The 19026-nt window shown below is 31.4% G+C and carries 14 protein-coding genes, 1 tRNA gene and 1 pseudogene; 12 read left to right on the top strand and 4 right to left on the bottom strand.

All coding sequences use genetic code 11. The features are described from left to right. Nucleotides 1-7: 7 nt before the first annotated feature. Nucleotides 8-4864, bottom strand: coding sequence for a RecQ family ATP-dependent DNA helicase (locus tag B3C18_RS04645; RefSeq protein WP_291143150.1), 4857 nt, complete (start codon nt 4862-4864; stop codon nt 8-10). A 238-nt stretch (nt 4865-5102) separates the two neighbouring features. Between B3C18_RS04645 and B3C18_RS04640 the strand changes: the two genes are divergently transcribed. The 4 genes from B3C18_RS04640 (at nt 5103) to B3C18_RS04625 (ending at nt 9488) form a co-directional block, all read left to right on the top strand. Then, on the top strand, nt 5103-5915 hold the full coding sequence (locus B3C18_RS04640; protein ID WP_291143147.1) for a helix-turn-helix domain-containing protein: 813 nt from the start codon (nt 5103-5105) through the stop codon (nt 5913-5915). Nucleotides 5916-5927: 12 nt separating this feature from the next. Next, a complete protein-coding gene (locus B3C18_RS04635) occupies nt 5928-6725 on the top strand; it encodes an SDR family NAD(P)-dependent oxidoreductase (protein ID WP_291143144.1) in 798 nt (265 codons plus the stop codon). A 247-nt stretch (nt 6726-6972) separates the two neighbouring features. Continuing rightward, a complete protein-coding gene (locus B3C18_RS04630) occupies nt 6973-8985 on the top strand; it encodes a M13 family metallopeptidase (protein ID WP_291143141.1) in 2013 nt (670 codons plus the stop codon). Nucleotides 8986-9029: 44 nt separating this feature from the next. After that, nucleotides 9030-9488, top strand: a complete 459-nt coding sequence (locus B3C18_RS04625; RefSeq protein WP_291143138.1) for an RNA methyltransferase — start codon at nt 9030-9032, stop codon at nt 9486-9488. A gap of 78 nt (nt 9489-9566) precedes the next feature. Here the strand turns inward: B3C18_RS04625 and B3C18_RS04620 are convergent. Then, nucleotides 9567-9975: pseudogene (locus B3C18_RS04620) on the bottom strand (XRE family transcriptional regulator). A 265-nt stretch (nt 9976-10240) separates the two neighbouring features. Between B3C18_RS04620 and B3C18_RS04615 the strand changes: the two are divergent. Together B3C18_RS04615 and B3C18_RS04610 are read left to right on the top strand one after the other, a co-directional pair. Beyond that, nucleotides 10241-11395: a hypothetical protein gene (locus B3C18_RS04615; RefSeq protein WP_291143135.1), complete on the top strand. Its 1155-nt coding sequence runs from the start codon at nt 10241-10243 to the stop codon at nt 11393-11395. 160 nt (nt 11396-11555) lie between these two features. After that, nucleotides 11556-12560: a hypothetical protein gene (locus B3C18_RS04610; protein WP_291143132.1), complete on the top strand. Its 1005-nt coding sequence runs from the start codon at nt 11556-11558 to the stop codon at nt 12558-12560. 128 nt (nt 12561-12688) lie between these two features. On the opposite strand, the gene B3C18_RS04605 is transcribed toward B3C18_RS04610, so the two are convergent. Beyond that, complete coding sequence (locus B3C18_RS04605; RefSeq protein WP_291143129.1) at nt 12689-13096, bottom strand: XRE family transcriptional regulator; 408 nt, start codon at nt 13094-13096, stop codon at nt 12689-12691. A 434-nt stretch (nt 13097-13530) separates the two neighbouring features. Here B3C18_RS04605 and B3C18_RS04600 point away from each other — a divergent pair, with 434 nt between their 5' ends. The 6 genes from B3C18_RS04600 (at nt 13531) to B3C18_RS04575 (ending at nt 18894) form a co-directional block, all read left to right on the top strand. Further along, nucleotides 13531-13716, top strand: coding sequence for a class IIb bacteriocin, lactobin A/cerein 7B family (locus B3C18_RS04600; RefSeq protein WP_157849153.1), 186 nt, complete (start codon nt 13531-13533; stop codon nt 13714-13716). 590 nt (nt 13717-14306) lie between these two features. After that, complete coding sequence (locus tag B3C18_RS04595) at nt 14307-14627, top strand: lysozyme inhibitor LprI family protein (protein ID WP_291143123.1); 321 nt, start codon at nt 14307-14309, stop codon at nt 14625-14627. A 95-nt stretch (nt 14628-14722) separates the two neighbouring features. Next, nucleotides 14723-15415 (top strand): hypothetical protein, encoded by a 693-nt coding sequence (locus B3C18_RS04590; protein WP_291143120.1) that lies wholly within the window; start codon nt 14723-14725, stop codon nt 15413-15415. A 352-nt stretch (nt 15416-15767) separates the two neighbouring features. Next, a complete protein-coding gene (locus B3C18_RS04585) occupies nt 15768-17156 on the top strand; it encodes a serine hydrolase (protein WP_291143118.1) in 1389 nt (462 codons plus the stop codon). A 52-nt stretch (nt 17157-17208) separates the two neighbouring features. Then, a complete protein-coding gene (locus tag B3C18_RS04580; RefSeq protein ID WP_291143114.1) occupies nt 17209-17955 on the top strand; it encodes a hypothetical protein in 747 nt (248 codons plus the stop codon). 198 nt (nt 17956-18153) lie between these two features. Next, complete coding sequence (locus B3C18_RS04575; protein WP_291143111.1) at nt 18154-18894, top strand: NERD domain-containing protein; 741 nt, start codon at nt 18154-18156, stop codon at nt 18892-18894. Between the two features lie 55 nt (nt 18895-18949). Here B3C18_RS04575 and B3C18_RS04570 read toward each other — a convergent pair. Beyond that, nucleotides 18950-19022 (bottom strand) — tRNA-Met (locus tag B3C18_RS04570). Nucleotides 19023-19026: the final 4 nt, after the last annotated feature.

Here is a 19026-nt window from a genome sequence, read left to right as displayed (position 1 = left end):
TGTGTTTTTATTGCTCACTAATTTCAAAATAAAGCTCAGGCAAGATTATCTTGATATCCTGCGAAGTTTCTTCCTTATGCCAGTACAATATAAAATTTACATTTACACTTTTTAGTTCATAGTGTCTGGACTTCATTATTTCAATTTTCTCAATGAATTGCTTTGAGAATTTCAACACAGATTGTCCGCTTGAATTTAAGCATACATAACCCTCAACAGGTAGCATTTCGCCACACGTAAGTCGAGAAACTAGATCCTGTCTGCTAATAAAATAGTCCAACCAGATATCTTTGAAAGTGGCATGTATCGCAATTTTATTAGGTGTAGTGTAAACTTCAAAGTCTTTTATTTGTTCCAAATTTTCCACAGTCAAATGATTGAGATAGTCGGCATTTAGGTGAATATTTAGATTGTGTTTAGCCCTGGTTATTGCCACATATACTTTTCGCTTGCCTTCATCTGTATCCAGATTAAAATTCTCTAGCAAGAGGAAAACATTATCAAACTCTTTTCCCTTGGCTTTATGAATGGTTGATACAAAAATTGTTTCACCATTTTCATTATAAAAATCCTCTAATTTAGATTCCCGAATTAAAACTTCTAAATCAGATTTGTACTTCTTATTAGGATTAGTGCTTTCAAAATCTTTGATGATATTCTGGCAAATCTCTAATTTGTTGCTGTTACGGAAGGTGTTAATTAGCTCTTGTTTAGCATTGTCCCAAACTTCATCACTGATGATGTAAATATCAGCTCCAATATTTATTTTATCTAGTAAAAACCGAACTTCAACAAGATTGTATAAACTAAAATCATCATTAGATTGAATTAATTTTGCCTTGATGCCATTTTTTAAAAGCATCCCTGTAACTTTTATCGCCTCTTCGTTAGTTTTTGTGAGTACGCATGTAGTTCCGGAAAGATCTGCGTTAACGATATCAGTTACAAGAGGCGTAATCAGATTACTGCTTTGATATCTAACAACTTTGATTTTTCCATTATCGGTTTGATTAGCAATGATCGGTGTTTCTTTTAGGCGGTGTTGAATTTGCTTTACAAATTGATTCGAAAATGCAACCAGATTGCTTTTGCTGCGGTAATTTTCGACTAACTCATGTTTTACGGCCTTGTTATCATAAATGAATTGTTCAAGATATTTAGAACTCGCTCCCCTGAAATCATAAATATTTTGGTCATCATCTCCCACAGCAATAACCCTCATTTCTTCATTCTGATTCATTAATGCGTTTATAAGAGCGAATTCATCTGCATTCATATCCTGGGCTTCATCAATTACTAAAACAGTCTTCGTAATTTTATTAGCCTCAACATCACCTTTTTTAATTCTCTCAACCGTAGTGCTTAAAATATCCGTCGATTTTTCTAAAGTGCCCACCTTACCCAAAAGATCAAAACAGTAAGAATGAAATGTCTTAATTTCAATAAAGTTTGCTGCATTGCCAATCAGTTTTAATAAACGCTTCTTAAATTCGATAGCGGCAGCTCGTGAAAATGTCAGCATTAGTAACTGCTCATGCTTAACATCTTCCATTAACAGGAGTGAAGCCAGTTTATGTACTAACACCTTTGTTTTTCCGCTGCCAGGACCGGCGGCAACAACTATATGTTGTGTTTCATTATCATTAATAATTTTCAATTGTGTAGGGGATAGTTCTCCAAAGAGCTGCCTAAATTTTGCAGGTGTAATATTCCGCTTAATCTCATTTTGTCTGCTGCCTTTAAAATATTTGTTTAAAAATGAACTATAATTCAATTGGAAATAATCTTCCACAAACTGAAGCGCATTTCTGTAATCGGTAATCATTCTTTGGGCATATTCGCCCACAATATGAATTTGCTGGACTTTGCTTTCGTAAAACTGGTTGAGCTTTTGATAATCGTCTTTAGTATATCTTTTTTTATTGTCTTGTTCGGTTCGTTCAATCGTTAAGCTATTATAAACTACAAGAAAACCGCCTTCTATCTTTATTGCCTCAATTCGTGAAAGATAGAACAAGGTATCTTCAATATCATAAATACTTATTTCTTTTTTAAAAAAGCTTAAGATATTATCATAAGCAGCTTTTAGTTCATGTACCGAAAACTCCACCAAAATCTCATCTTTATCTGTCTGATCTTTTACTGTTTCGGTAATGGTTTTGTCATAAAAGAATTCGATGATAAATGCTGCAAGCTCATGACGCTTTTCAAGTTTCTCTTTTAATTGTTCTTTACTTTGAAGACAGAGTACGGAAATATGGTTTTTAAAATGGTCTAAGTTCTTTCTTTTAATCCAGTTTTTAATAGACCAAAAATTAATTATCGTTTTTAATTTATTGGTGTTTACGCCCTCACAGCTATCTTTTTCGGCATTCTCGTTTAGTTCTTTTAAATGAAAAGTACTTTCTTCTTCTTTGAAAACCGAGAGTAAAAAGTTTTCAATTTTGCTGTATGACTCTACTATAGAAAGAGATCGGTTTTTATTATCTGCATTCTTTATAAATGCAGTCAAATCCTTGGCATCGGCAAGAATATTCTCCTCACGCAGTAAGTTTATCACATTAATGACTTCTTCTTTTACAATACCCAAATGATCACTAATATAATCTACCCTTGATTCAGCAGTTTCATTGTTGATTTGTTTTCTGCTTTTACTTGAAAAGAGTTTCTTTATAATACGTACACCTTGCTCTTTTTGTTTTTCTTCAAATTTTTCTGAAGCATTTATTTTATCAATGGCTTCTTGGGTATTTTTGGATAAAATACTGCTGGCAAAGATCCTCGGCATATTCTGTCCGCGTTTTAAATATCCTGCGTCTTCAAGGGCAGAAATTGCGGTAGTTACGCGTGTTTCTATTTCTACAACAGTATCATCCCAGCCTGCTTTTCGTGCGATTTCTAATGCTGAATTGGATACTTTAGAACGAAATCTTGTAATGTCCTTTATCGCTTTCCACACTTGCTGGATTTCTTTAATCGAAAGTTTGGTCTGGTTTAGCAGAATAAAATGCTTACTAAGATCTTCTTCGTTAAAAAGTACAAAACAATCAGCTGAAATATTTTCATCCCTTCCTGCACGCCCAGCTTCCTGCACATAGTTTTCAAGTGAATCTGAAATTTCATAATGAATAACCAAGCCCACATCTTTCTTATCTACTCCCATACCAAATGCAGAAGTGGCTACCATAATTTGTGTTTCACCACCTAAAAAGGAATTCTGATTCTCGGTTTTCTCCTGCTTATCCATTTTTCCATGGTATGGTTTTGCATTAAAACCGTCTTTCGCCAGCTGTTCGGCAAGTTTATAAGCTTTGAGTGTTCTGGATACATAGATAATCGTTGGGCAGTTTTTCTCCTCAATTAAATCTCTGACGGCTTGATATTTTTCATCTTCATTTTGCTTTTCAAAAACCTTATATTGAAGGTTAGTCCTTGAAGCTTTTGAAGTGAATACTTCAAGATCCAGCGATAGCTTTTCGCTAAAATAATCCCGGATATCTTCAATTACCTTTTGTTTTGCCGTTGCTGTAAAACAGGACACTGGTATGGCATCTTCAAGATTTTTCTTTTCCTGAATTAACTTTATGAAATCACCAATATATAGATAATCTACCCTGAAATCTTGTCCCCATGAAGAAAAACAGTGTGCTTCATCAATAACAAAACGGGCAACTTTCCGGCCTAAAATTAACTTTTCAATAGTTTTTGAGCGAAGTGATTCAGGTGAAATATACAGAATAGAGGCAGAACCATCTTCAATTCTTTCAAATGATTTGGATCTTTCAATAGGATCTAAAAGTCCATTAATAGTAACTGCTTCTGTTATTCCGTTTTTTTCAAGATTGTCAACCTGATCTTTCATTAAAGACTGAAGCGGAGAAATTATAATGGTTAGCCCTTTTGAGTTTTCAGCACTCATAAGCGCAGGAACTTGAAATGTAATTGATTTCCCGCCTCCAGTTGGGAAAACAGCCAGTACAGATTTGTTATTCACGGCGGCTTTAACGGCTTTTTCCTGAAGCGGTTCACCGCCATAAGTCCGATAAGAATCAAAGCCAAAAAACTTTTTTAACCCTTTATAGACATCCAGTGCATTGTTACAGTAAATGCAGCCAGTTATGCAAGGTTTGCTCCGTAATAATAACATTATACGTTCTACTTCGGGATAGTTTTTAAGAACCCACGGAGGAGTAATGGAGTGAACCTTTCTATGGATTATAAATGAATTAATCAATGACAGGCAATAAGCTAATTCGATAGGATTTTCAGATATTATTTTGGTTAAATCTGCTTGTTCACAAATTTCACCGCGGAATTTTAATCTAATCTCAGCTTCTGGATCTGAGCTTGTATTCTTATAATTTATAAACCGAAAAAAAGCTCCAAACTCTTTTGTATGATTTAAAAGGAGATAAAAAATTTCTTTAATCGTTTCATTAATTTGCCAAAAAGCAGCTATTTCACTATTGAATAAATCTCTTGCTTTGATAGAATCGTTTAGCGGGTTGTTTGTGTCTTCCGTCTGAAGTTTGTCATCTTTTAATAAGGCATGGTAAGGCTTAGTTGGAAACAACAAAGGAGATAAATGTAAAGTATCAATTATGTTTGAAGGGTTAATGCCAGCCTCATAAATTGCGTTACCTATATATTTTATATCGTGATTTAAAATGTTATGCCCGCACACATAATCATCACCTTTGAGGAACTGGATAAAATCCCCTAAAGATGCTTTATGAAATTGATTACCGTTTTCTTTAATTGCACCTATGTCAAGGATTTTACCTTTTGTAGGTTCAATTTCGGTATCAATGAATGTAATTAAATGGGCATTATTTTGTTCATTTATTAGCATTAAACTCGACAAGATTATGTTTTTTAATCAAACTATAAATACACAAATATTTAACGGCGAGGAAGATACATAGCTAATTTAATGTTTAATTTCTAAATTCAAAGGACTTTTGTTAAATAAGATTTTTTATGTTAAATGAGGATAATATCGAATAGAATTTTTTTAGAGATAACAAATAAGTTTGGACGTTTGAACAAACTTGTGGATTGATATATTTAAGAAATTTGTACCAGATAAAAATGCGAGGAAAATGGAATCAAAAAAAGTTCAAACCCTTTCAGAGCCAAAGCTAATACAAAACCTCTATTTTGGAGATAATGTTGAAGGCGAAGCTTTTGTGTCAGATCATATCTTTAGTTATATCATAAGCGGCAGGCATGAAGTATGGATAGGATGCAAGAAATATACATTTACCGCTGGGGATTACCGCTTCTTTAGAAGAAATCAATTAACAAAATCTATTAAGCATACTGAATCTGACGGATTCAAGTCTATAGCTGTTCATTTTGACCAAAATACGCTTATGGAGATTTCGAAAGAAATCGGTTTTAAGTCAGAGAGGTTTCACGGTGAAGGCGTTAAAGCTGTCAAGGCTAATAGTCTATTGAAAAAATCTGTAGATGCATTAAATGAATATGCACAAAGAACAGATGTTGATCGTGAAATTTTACGAATTAAAATTAAGGAGCTGGTTTTAATATTGGCAGATATTGATTCGGAAATTAAGGAAATGCTATTTGAATTTAGCGATCCCGGAAAATTGGATTTAGAGGGCTTTATGAATGGGCATTACAGATACAATGTTCCATTAGAAAAATTTGCTTTTCTCACAGGACGCAGTTTGTCAGGTTTTAAAAGAGATTTTGCGAGATTGTTTAAGATTACTCCAAGCAGATGGCTTACTAAAAAACGGCTTAATGAAGCAAAGTATTTGTTAGAAAATTGCAAACAGCGCCCAAGTGATATTTATTTAGAAATAGGTTTTGTTAACATATCTCATTTCTCTTATGCCTATAAAAAAGAATTTGGTATGTCGCCTTTACAAAAAAATAAGGATAATTAATTATAGATAAAAATGGATTTAAAATTAAAAGGAAAAAGAGCACTTGTAACCGGTTCAAGTTCGGGACTGGGAGAGTCAATAGTTAAAATGCTGGCAAATGAAGGTGCGACTGTTATAGTTCATGGTAGAAATGAAGATCGTGCCAAAGTGGTTTGTGAGGAAATTATTAGCAATGGTGGAATGGCAGAAATAGCTTTAGGTGATCTTAGTACAGATAACGGAGCGGATGAGGTTGCTTCTTCTGCGCTTAAAAATGGTCAAATTGATATTTTAATTAATAATGCGGGTGTGACATCTCATAAATCTTGGGGCGAAGCAACTACAGTTGATTGGGCTGAAATTTATAACAACAATGTCATTTCATACGTAAGAATGATTCAACGTATAGTGCCGCAAATGAAAACATTAGGCTGGGGGAGAGTTATTCATATAGGAGGAGGTCTTGCTATACAGCCTATTAAAGAGCAGCCACATTATAATGCGACCCTTGCTGCAAGACATAATCTTTCAATTTCACTTGCGAGAACATTGCAAGAAACAGGAATAACTTCAAATATAGTGTCTCCCGGAGCAATCATAAATCCTATGGTTGAAGATTGGCTTGTGAATGCTGCACCTAAATTTAACTGGGGAACCGATTTAGAGGAGATAAAATCTAAGGCAGTTCAGCAGTTAATTCCAAATGATACGGGAAGGTTTGGAGAACCTGAGGAAATTGCCGGAGCAGTTGCCTATCTTTGTAGTACTTATGCTAATTACATTAGCGGAGCTACCATTAGGGTAGATGGCGGTACAATTAAATGTTTGTAAAATATCCTTCTAAAGTTTTCTAATAAAATTCAAAACCTTAAGTACAATTGTGCTTAAGGTTTTATCATTAATTCTATTTTGCTGCGATAATCAGGATTATATAATATTTAGCATTCTGACAAAAACTTTAGAATTAAAAACTGAATTCGTATATTGTTCTTCTAAAATCTGATAGGCTGGATATATACATTTTAAAATATTTACCCTCAAACTTTTTCAGTTCATTTTAATAGAAATCATCTAGATTATGAAAAATTCATTAATGCTCTTTATTGCAATCTTAGCTTTTACAGCGTGTTCAAAACATGAAGGAAAAAAAAATATTGCGATCACAGGAATAGATTCCACATTACGACCTGGTAATGATTTTTTTAAGTATGTAAATGGCAAATGGTATGATTCTGTATCAATACCTGCATCTCAAGCCGGAGTTGGTGCCTACATGTTTATGAATTTCCCACAACGAATACGTCTGCAAGGAATATTGGATAGTGTTTCGCAAAGCAAAAATCCAGCAGGAAGTATAGCACAAAAGGTAGGAGACTTTTATGCATCTGGTATGGATACTGTAACTATTGATAAACGCGGTTATGCACCAATTAAGCCGCTACTTGCCAAAATTGAAGCAATTAACGATTTGCCATCCTTAATGAACTTTGTAGTTAATGAAGTAAAAGCAGGCAATTCTTCTATTATAGGTTTTGGAGTGTCACCCGATCAAAAAAACAGCAGTATGAATATTGCTGAAATCTATCAAACGGGTATCGGTTTGCCAGACAGGGATTATTATTTCAAATCAGATTCATCAACGGTTGCCATACAGGAATCATACAAAAAATACCTTACTGCATTATTTCAACAAACAGGCAGCAATGCTATAGAGGCTAAAAAGAATGCTGATTTAGTTTATGATATTGATAAACAACTTGCCGCTTCGCATAAAACAAAAGTTGAACTTAGAGATGTGCAGGCAAATTATAATAAAATAGCTGTTGCAGATCTTGTAAAAAGACATTCCAACATAAACTGGACTACTTTTTTAAATAATTTAGGTGCTCAAACCGATTTCATTAATGTTGGTCAGCCCGCTTATTATGATGCTCTTAATAAACTTTTAAAAACTATCCCGATTGATAATTGGAAAATTTACCTGAAAGCAAATTCTCTGGAAAGATATGCAGATGATTTAAGTAAACCTTTTGTAGATGCTTCATTTGAGTATACCAAAGCGCTTTCTGGTCAGGCTTTTCAAAAAGCACGTGGCGAAAAAATGGCTAATGTCGTTGACAATTATTTAGGCGAAGCGCTGGGGGAATTGTATGTAAAGAAATATTTTTCTGAAGATGCAAAAAAACGTATGTTGATTCTCGTGAATAATTTGCAAAAAGCGTATGGCAAAAGAATTGATAAATTGGAATGGATGAGCCCTATTACGAAGCAAAAAGCTAAAGAAAAATTGTTTGCCATTACTAAAAAAATAGGATATCCAGATAAATGGAGAGACTATAGTAATGTACAAATAGCTAGAAATACTTATTTTGAGAATATGGTTTCAGCGTCTAAAGCTGCATATCAATTTCAATTGGCAAAATTGGGCAAACCAGTCGATAAGTCAGAATGGTATACTACAACTCCAACAGTTACAGCATATAATAATCCTACTGCAAATGAAATTGTTTTTCCTGCAGGTATTTTGCAAGCCCCATATTTTGATAATAATGCAGATGACGCACTTAATTATGGAGGAATTGGAATGGTTATAGGTCACGAAATAACTCATACTTTTGATGATCAAGGCGCTCAATATGACAAAGATGGAAACCTGAAAAACTGGTGGACAAAAGAGGATTATGCGCAGTTTAAGTCAAGAATACAACAGGTTATCGATTTGTACAATACCTATACTGTTTTAGGAGATCTACACATTAATGGCGCAATGACAGTTGGCGAAAATACGGCAGATATTGCCGGAATAGCTGTTGCTTACGATGCTTTTAAAATGACCGAGCAAGGAAAAGGAAACACAAAAATCGATGGTTTTACTCCAGACCAGCGCTTCTTTATTTCTATAGCCAAAATATGGCGAGTAAAAATGAAAGATGAGTTCCTGCGTTTGTGGATTAACAATAATCCGCATTCTCCACCAAATTGGCGCGTTAATGGTCCTCTAATGAATACAACTCCTTTTTACGACGCCTTTAATGTAAAACCCGGAGATAAAATGTTTTTGCCAAAGAAAGACAGAATCACAATTTGGTAATAATCTCGTTTCTGGAAATATTTAAAGTTTGTACTTTTGCCATTATGAATGATAACTTTATAAATGAATACTTTGGCATAGGAATTCAAAATGGTAAAACACCTGAAAATTTGGGGGTTTTGTGGCGATCGGCTCAAAATATGGGTGCTACTTTTATATTTACCATTGGTAATCGATATGCGAAACAAGCATGTGATACTCATGATGCAGTAAAAGCAATTCCTTATTTTCATTATGAAACTTTTGAGGCTTTCTTTGAAAATTTACCTAAAGGTGCCAGATTGGTTGGTGTAGAATTGGCAGAAAAAGCTTCTGATTTAGAAACTTTTGAACATCCGAGAAGATGTGTTTATTTATTAGGGGCAGAAGATCATGGATTGTCCAAAAAAGCAATGGATAAATGTCATCATTTGGTAAAATTTAAATCAGAAAAAAGTATAAACGTGGCCGTGGCAGGAACTATTATTATGTATGACAGAAATTTGTCAAAACCACGTTCTTAAAACAAAAGCTTCAGAGAAATCTGAAGTTTTACTTTTTCAACTCAAATCTTAGCTTGAATTAATATCTTTATAAAATGATTACTTATTAATTAGTTTTTCAAGCTTTGTCATCATTTCATCTTTTTCTTTAAGCATACGTTCGTATAACGCAATTTTTTCTTCGTGAAGTTTTAAAACCTCTTGGATAGGGTTAAATACTGGATGTAAATTAATTGCGGAAGCTCCATCTTTAAAATCTGAAAAAGTATTTGAAATAATATTAATCGCCTGTTCTTCATCAAAATTCTGAAAAGCTTCAACTGGAATTTTCAAAACTGCTGAGATTTGTTTCAGCAGATTATCTTCAATTACATCTTTCTGCTCCAGTAAAGAAATTTTCTTTTGATTCCAGTCTTCCCCAAGATCATAAGCTAAAGCTTCCTGTTTTATGTTAAGCATTTCTCTGAAACGTTTTTACGTTTCTTCCCTGATGTATTTTCTGTTCCATAAATGAATTTAATTTTCCGAAAGCTCAAAGATAAAGCCATTTATCTTAAAAATGTTGACTTTCAAAGATAAAAAAATATAATACTTTATCACATAAATCTACCCAAATTTGATGACTTTGTGTGTTTTTTGTCACATATATAAATAAGTTAGCTGTAATTCTTTTAAAAAAAATAGTTTAGTGATATTAAGATTTTAAAATTTGTATTACTTTAGTATTCAGTATTTTAGTTTATAAAAGGAATGTTTGTTTCAAAAAAAATGATATGGAAAAAACCACGAAACTAAAAAAATATATTGAATCTGAAGAAATCAAATCATTATTAAACGATTTAGACTTTTCTTCTTCAATTAGTGAAACGAAAGAGTTTTTAAAAAAAATAGAAAGAGAAGAAATTATTGCTCTTCTTAGTGATGAAAAAAAAGAAAAATTTGTCACAATTCTTTCTAATATTGAAGACAGTATAAAGAATTACTCTGCAAATCATAGTAATCAATTTTGCCTTTTAATAAACCATTATATTTCCGACGGCTACGAAATATTCTTTACAGAAAACAAGAAATTTGAATCTCAATTTTTAGAAATAATTTCAGAAACGGAGAAGAAATTAGAAAAATTATCGAATGATTTAAATGAAAAAACGAACGAGTTTAATATCGCAAAAAACAAATTGGATAATGCTGAAGAGGTTTCTAGAAGAACTTCTAAAAATCTAGAAGATCTGGTTGTAGAAGCAAAAAACAGAGTAAATACTTTTGCTGATAAGTTGATAAAAGACAATAATGACCGAATCGAGGCAAAAAGAAAACAAATAGATAATGACATGATCACTTACCGAAAAGGGGTTGAAGAAACATTCAATATTTGGGTAACAAAGTTTGAAGATTTAGAAAAATCAAGAGTTGAGTTTTTGAAAATGTACGAGATTGGAATAAAATATTCAAAAGACGCGAGGTTTGATGAATATTCTTTAAAAGAGCAAAAAACTGCCAATCTCTTTAGATGGTTAAGTTTAGGATTGATGATTTTAGTTGTTTTGGTAATTGGCTATATTACTTACGTGACGTTAAAAACTGAAGAAAAACAAAATGCAAACTACACCTTTGCAATCTTTTCAATGTTATCTAGATTTTTACTAGTTTTTAGTTTAATGATTCCAGCGGTTTATGCCTCGAGAGAATCAAGTAGGCATAGAAGAAATTCTGATAAATATGCTCAAATGGCTAATGAGCTTAAAGCATTTGAAATAGCTATAAGAACTGAAGATATGAATCAAGATATAAGGGATCGAATTAAAGAAGAAATTTTTAAAAGATATTTTGGAAATATATTTGCGAATAATTCTATTGATAAAAATATTAGCGAAGATTTGATTGATTTTGGAAAAACTCTCAAGCCAAAAGAAAAAGAAAAAAAGTGAACTACAGCTAACAGCTACTACAACGGATTTAGGCAATTAGCTTAATAGAAAGTTAGTTTATATTGTATTTGAGATGATTTGGAAAATCCGGAAATAGAGATTAACTTAGTTCCAAACTCGCTGTAGTACCAGAACGTTACCTGTAATTTTAGCAAAAACTATGCTTAAAGAGAAAATCATTATAGTTCCGCAACATCTATACTTTGAAGAAACAATAGATTTCATAAATAGTTTTGCAAATATTCGTGAAGAAAGGAATTATATATTTGATTTCGCAAAAACTATACGAATAGATCCTTTTTCGTTACTTTTTGTAAGCAGTGAATTAGAAATATTTAAAAATAATAATCCAACTTCACTATTTCACGCCAGAAATTTTTCTCATCTAAGATATCCCGCACATATGGGATTCTTTAAATCTTTTGGTTTAAATTTTGGAAAAGAACCAGGTGAAGCGAGTGGTTCAAATACTTATTCACCTATTGAAATTCTATATGTTAAAGATATAAAAGATTTAGCTTGGGAGTTAATGGTAAATCCAGGCGAAGTTTTAGAAAATTATGCAGAGAACTTAAGCAATATTTTAACCCAAAATAAAGAAAAAAATATTACAGAAGTTTTGCGATACTCAATAAGAGAAATATTAAGAAACATTGTTGAGCATAGCGAAAGCGATAAATTTAGTTTCTGTGCTCAATATCTTCCTTCAAAACAAAGAGTAAATTTTGCTGTACTAGATAGAGGGATTGGATTGAAACAATCTTTATCAAATAATCCTAAAATAACTTTGGAAAGTGATTTAGAAGCTATAGAATGGGCTTTAAAACCAGGTGTCTCTGGAAAAGTATATCCTGGTCAGAAAAATAAGCCAAAAGGAGAATGGGTAAATTCAGGATATGGCTTATTTATGACAAGTAACATATGTAAAAAAGGTGGTTCTTTCTTTATTTCAACAGGTAAAAAAGGTTTACTAATAACTGAAAAACAAAAAAGAGAATTTGACTTAGAAACACACGGTACAGCAATATATCTTGATATTGATTTAACTAGCATTTATGAATTGAGTAAAATGTTATATGATTTCGGAAAACAAATTCCCAAAAATGTATTTTTGCAACCGTCAAAGTCTACTATGGATAATAATACTAAATCACTAAAAATATAAAACGACAGTAACAGCCAATTGCTGAGATTAGAGTTTAAGCCTTAATTTTAAAGATGGTTTTTTATTTGTTAAATCTATGTCTAATACTCAACTCAAATTTCACTCAAATTAATATTTTTTTATAAAGTTTATTTATCCTTTAATAATTTTTCTAAAACCTTAATATGTTCATCTTTGGTTTTCAAAAGTTCCAAATTTAAACGTTTAATTTCCTCTAAAGCTTCTATCCATTTTTCTATTGGATTTATATTGAAAGTTGGATAATAGTTGTAACCATTAGATTGGTCGTTAAAAGTATTAGAAATAATATTAATCGCCTGTTCCTCATCAAAATTCTGAAAAGCTTCAACTGGAATTTTCAAAACTGCCGAGATTTGTTTCAGCAGATTATCTTCAATTACATCTTTCTGCTCCAGTAAAGGAATTTTCTTTTGATTCCAGTCTTCTCCCAAATCATAAGCTAATGCTTCCTGTTTTATGTTAAGCATTTCTCTGAAACGTTTTACGTTTCTTCCCTGATGTATTTTCTGTTCCATAAATGAATTTAATTTTCCGAAAGCTCAAAGATAAAGCCATTCACATTAAAAAGACTGAATTTCAAAGATAAAAAAATATCCCGTAAATATTCTTTTTGTCAGATATTATATCCAAATCTGGAGTGGTTTCTCCATTTGGAAGAATGTATTCTTAGGAGGTGTTTAATTTAAATAATTAAAAAAACTTACAAAATGGGTAAACCGTAAAAATTTAATATTTAAGCAAAGTATATTCGTACAATGTAGATTATTTCCTAAAAAACAACATAAGTGAATTAGAATATTTTCTAAATGATTTTTTACAAGAAGAAGCATTTGAAAAGATATTTAGTTCAATCAATAAAATATAGAAGAAATTCTTGCGCGAGGATAGACAAAATCCCAAGTGTCTTTAAATGATTGGGGTATTAACTAAAATTTTAAAACCTTAGATTATGTTAAAAAAAATTTTAAAATTAAACGGAGCTCAAGAATTATCTAAAGATGAGCTAAAAGCGGTAAATGGTGGAATAACAGAAATTTGCGTTAAAGGGATTGCAAGTGGACTGGCCATTTTAAAAACTGGACCATGTCCTCCAGAGTATCCTCTAGTTGGTGGAGGATGTTGCTTCGCAGATTAATAATTAATTTGCAAAAAAATATTTATTGTAAGACATGGAAAATTTAAGAGGTTAAGCTACCCCATACAAAGGCAGTAAAATTTTCAAACAAAAAACTTAAACTAATGCTCTTACTTAGTTGATTGTATAATGATATACTATCTTCAATGTTTATATTTTTTTTAAGAAGAGAGGAATTTGTTTCCTCTCTTTTTTATTATAAAAATTTCAAATTTCTCACTGCTGTTGCAATTGTTCCGATCGTGAACCCAAAGTTGGTTTTTGCATTTGGAATGATTTGGCAAATCCGAATAATGGGCTTAATTTAGTCCCAAACCTGTTTAGTAGCGCAATGTTATTGGCTGGCTTAGAAAAACCTAATCTTTATGAAACACTTTTTTTTATCCATTATTCTTTGCTTTATAGGAAACATTTCTCTTGGGCAAAATAGTCCAAGAGAAATTTCTCCGGAAATTTAAAAAAAAATAAAAGCAGAAGTAGAAGCTCAAATTCCCAAACTAAAACTAAAGCTTGCTAAACAAGAATTAAATCCTGATGAAATAGAATTCAAAATAGATACTTTCAGAATAGAGACAATAGCTTCTAAACGAATGGATATTGATTATTCAACAGCAGGAATGAATATAACAGTTGATGAATTGACTACTGGTTATGACAAGCTAATGAATAAATATTATAATAAACTTATGAAATCGCTAAAGCCCGAAGACAAGAAGGTTCTTATAACAGCACAAAAAGTCTGGTTAGCTTTTCGTGATTCTGAAATTAAGCTAATTGGAACAATGACTGAAGATCAATATTCAGGAGGCGGGACTATGCAGTCAAATATACGAATGGGTCAATATTCCTCTTTAGTAGTAGAAAGGACGATTGATATTTTTCATTATTATAATGGAATTGTTAAAGATTAATAAAGCTATATTATAAAAATAAAAATTGTGGACGAGTGGACTCTCGAGCCAGCAGAAGTAACATTAATCATTATTATGACTCAAAAACTGCTTAAATGAAAAAACTCATTTGGTTTATATTTTTATGTTCATTTCAAGTCTATGGTCAGAACATGGATTTGGAAAAAACTATAAATTTAATAATCACAGAAATTACACCAAGTAATTTTAAATATATAAATCTTACAGACGAAACCTTAATTGAACAAGAATTTGATTATAGTATTCAAAATTACCAAAAAAGAGAAATATTAAGAAAGGATTCACTTTTTCCAATTGAATTAATAACAACACCAAAAAAAGAAAAAAATGGAAAAAATTGGAAAACTTTTAAATTGAATAATTGTAAAATATATTCTAAAAGCGATTGTAGTCGTATTGTGAGCAATTCAAGCTATTTAATTGAGGTAAAAAACAAATCAGAATATGATAGCATCATAAATTTAAACATTCCAAATACGATTGTCGTAATAATAAACCCAAAATGGGGGAAATATAAAACAAAATTGGAAACAAGAAAAGCTACTGCAAAACTAGAAAACGTAGAAAAAAACATTGAAGATCAATTTTATTTCAGTTTATCAATTCCTGTTTTTTCTGAAAATAAAAAGTATTTCAGAATTACAATTTATAAAGGCAAGGAAAATAAAGGAGAAGGTAGTTCAAAGATATTTAAAATCGAAAATGAAACTTTGACAGAAATATTTGAATATAATCGATGGAAAACGGAAATTTCAACTGTAAATTAAAAAATAAAGCTCACGTCATAAGAAGTGTTTTTATTTAGCAGAGGGAAGCATTCAAATATCTAACCATATTATCTCGGATTATTATAATATTTTAGCATGTGCATCTTAATTTTTTCTCTGTTTTGGTTCTCATAACGGCTCATATAAGTGCCAAAAAGCATCAATCAAAGTTAATGTCCTTTTGACAGTTTGTAGTGGAAAAATTATATATTTGAAAATAAATCATGTGTGAAATTTATCACAGATATCTAACCAAATTTGAATGACTTTGTATGGTTTTGTTACACATATAAATAAGTTGACGGCAATTTTGCGAGACCTCTCACCTACATTAATTAACCAGAAATAAAAAATGAAATTAACAATTACAATCGGACTTCTTTTAATTGCACATCTTACATTTGGACAAGACAGAATTCAAAAAATTGACAGTTTACTCAATTCTCTTTATTCAAAAGAGAAAATCAATGGGAATTTTCTAATTGCAGAAAAAGGGAAAGTTATTTATAGCCATAGTTTTGGACTTGCAAACGAAACAACAAAAGAAAAATTGAACGAAAATTCGATTTTTGAATTAGCATCTTGTTCAAAGCAGTTCACAGCTATGGGGATAATGATACTTAAAGAAAAAGGGAAGTTGAATTTGGACGATGACATCAAGAAATATTTACCCGAACTTTCTTTTTATAAAGGTGTAACTATAAGAAACTTATTAAATCATACTGGAGGTCTACCTGACTATATGCAGCTTATGGATAGTTTATTTGACAAATCTAAAATTGCCACTAACAAAGACATAATTAATATATTTAGTAAACATCAACCAAAAATATTATTTGAGCCAAATACTAAATGGGAATATAGCAATACGGGCTATGCACTATTGGCTTCAATAATTGAGAAAGCATCGGGTATGACATACGCTGACTATCTAAACAAAGCTATTTTCCAACCGTTGAAAATGAAAAATACCTTTGCGTACAATCGTAGATTATCGCCAAAGAAAATTGACAATTATGCTTTTGGTTATGTTTACTCAGATAGTTTAAAAAAATATGTTTTACCAGACGAATTGGAAGAAACTAAAATAGTTATTTGGCTTGATGGTGTTGTTGGAGACGGAGGAGTTAATTCAACTGTAAAGGATTTATTGATTTGGGATAGAGCATTATACACCAATAAATTACTCACAAAAGAGGATATGAAAGCAGTTTTTGAATTAGCAACTTTGAAAGACGGAGCTAAAAGAAATTATGGTTTTGGTTGGGGAATTGAAGAAAATGCTGATTTTGGAAAAATTGCAAACCATGATGGGGGGTGGCCAGGTTATGTAACTTTTATCGATAGACATATTACAAATGATAAAACAATAATAATACTTCAAAATCACAGCAACGTTTCAATTCCTTCTAAAGCAATTAGAAGTATTCTATATAATAAACCATTGCCTGTGCAAAAAATCAGAAAAGAAATTAGTATTACACCTGAAGAACTTCAAAAGTTTGTTGGGACTTATGAAGTTGAAAAAGATTTTGAAATCAAAATTTCATTAGATAAAGACCAACTATTTTCACAATTGACAGGACAAGATGCATTCAGAATATTTGTAGAAAGTGAAATGTTATTTTTCTACAAAGTAGTAGATGCACAAATTCAGTTTGAAAAGAACGAAAAAGGAGAAATTTCAAATTTGTTTTTATTACAGAATGGAAAAAAGATAGAAGCAAAAAGGACGAAATAAAAACCCGCTCCCCGCAGAGGTAAAAAAATAGTACCTACAAAACAACCAGAAAGTGATTGAAAATAAAATATTAGCAATGATTTCGAATTTACTTGGTTTGACCAGTAGTAAACAAGAATCTATTTTAATTCCGAAAGAATTTGTAGAAAGTGAAATTCCTGAAATAGATAGCGATGAGTTGTATTTATTAAATAATTCTACTGAATATAAGGTTCAAATTTTTGATGGAAAACTTAAAGTTGAGGAGTATAAGAGAGATGAAATATGCATACTTCTGTTGCCGAATGGTTATTTAGCAGGAAGCGATGGAGGTGAATTTGGTGGGGGTAAACTTATTTATATTCCAAATGAGAATCCGGAGAATTTCACTATAATTAAAGATGCGGCGATGAGATATATTTTCAAATTTAAGGATAAAATTTATTTTATTGAAGGATTTTGGAACATGTTATCCCATTATGGAGATCTATATGAACTTGAGATCGAAGGCGATAAATTTACTTATAAGGAACTTGTAAGTTTTCATGATACACCGTTGGCGTACACTATATATCATGACAAAATTCTAATAGTTACAAATGAGACTTTGTATATTATTACAGATTCTAAGAAAGAACCCATTTTTAAAGATAATTTTTTGGACTATTTTTATTCAAACTCAATTGCAGCATTCGATGACGAAAATATATTTATAGGAGTAAGAGGTGGTATCGTTAAACTCGATCTTATAAACGAAACAGTTAAATTTTACAAGAATATAAATAAAGACTTTAAAAACACTTCTAAACTCAAGTTATGAAAAAGTGTGAATTTAATTATTCTCCCTGCTGGTGCGAGCGTCTCGCTCGTGAACACAACGAAATATAATAAAAAATACAGATTTCTCTAAAGTTTTATTTAGTAGCGGGAAGCATTCAAGTATCTAGCCGATTAATTGTTAGTTAATAATATTCTCTTAATTTTATATTAGGTGTAACTTAATTGATATTAGGGTTTTATGGAGTTAATTTTATTAATTGTATTTTTTTTAATAGTTTTTAGTTTTGGCTTTTATAAGGCAAAAATTAAAGGAATAATTGGAGAGAAAACGGTTTCTTCAATATTACATTTTTTAAATAAGTCAGATTATAAAATCATCAATAATGTTATTTTAAAAAAAGGAGAATTCACAACTCAAATAGATCATGTAGTAATCTCTAGTTTTGGAATATTTGTTATTGAAACAAAAAATTACAAAGGATGGATTTTGGGATATGAAAACTCGGAATATTGGACTCAAGTAATATATAAATACAAAACGAAGTTTTATAATCCTATTTTTCAAAATGCAGGACATATACGAGCCTTAAAAAACTGTCTAAAGGAATACGGTGATCTTGAATATATATCTATTATTGTTTTCTCGACAAAAGCCCAAATAAAGATAGATTCTACCATAGATGTTATTAATATGCATCGCCTTTTAAGTACAATTAAAAAGTACTCTGCTGTAAATCTCTCAGAAGACGATAAGGAAAAGATTTTTGAAAAAATTAATGTTTCTAATTTAATTGATTCTTTTAAGAAACAAGACCACATTAATTCTATTAAAAAGAGAATTGACAATCGAGAGAAAACAATTCATGAGAAGAAATGTCCAAGATGCGGTAACAATTTAGTAGAACGAAAAGGAGAATTCGGAAGATTTTTGGGATGCAAATCATATCCAAAATGTAAGTTCACAAAAAAATTATTGTAAACGAAAGTAGTCTAAGACAAAAAAGCTCCAGATTTCTCTGAAGCTTTTGTCTTAGTAGCGGGAACAGGACTCGAACCTGTGACCTTCGGGTTATGAGCCCGACGAGCTGCCTACTGCTCTATCCCGCGATGT

The organism is Flavobacterium sp. UBA7680 (assembly GCF_002482975.1).
Taxonomy (GTDB): domain Bacteria; phylum Bacteroidota; class Bacteroidia; order Flavobacteriales; family Flavobacteriaceae; genus Flavobacterium.
The sequence above is the reverse complement of the archived record's forward strand: the minus strand, read 5'-3'. Positions and strand labels throughout refer to the sequence as shown.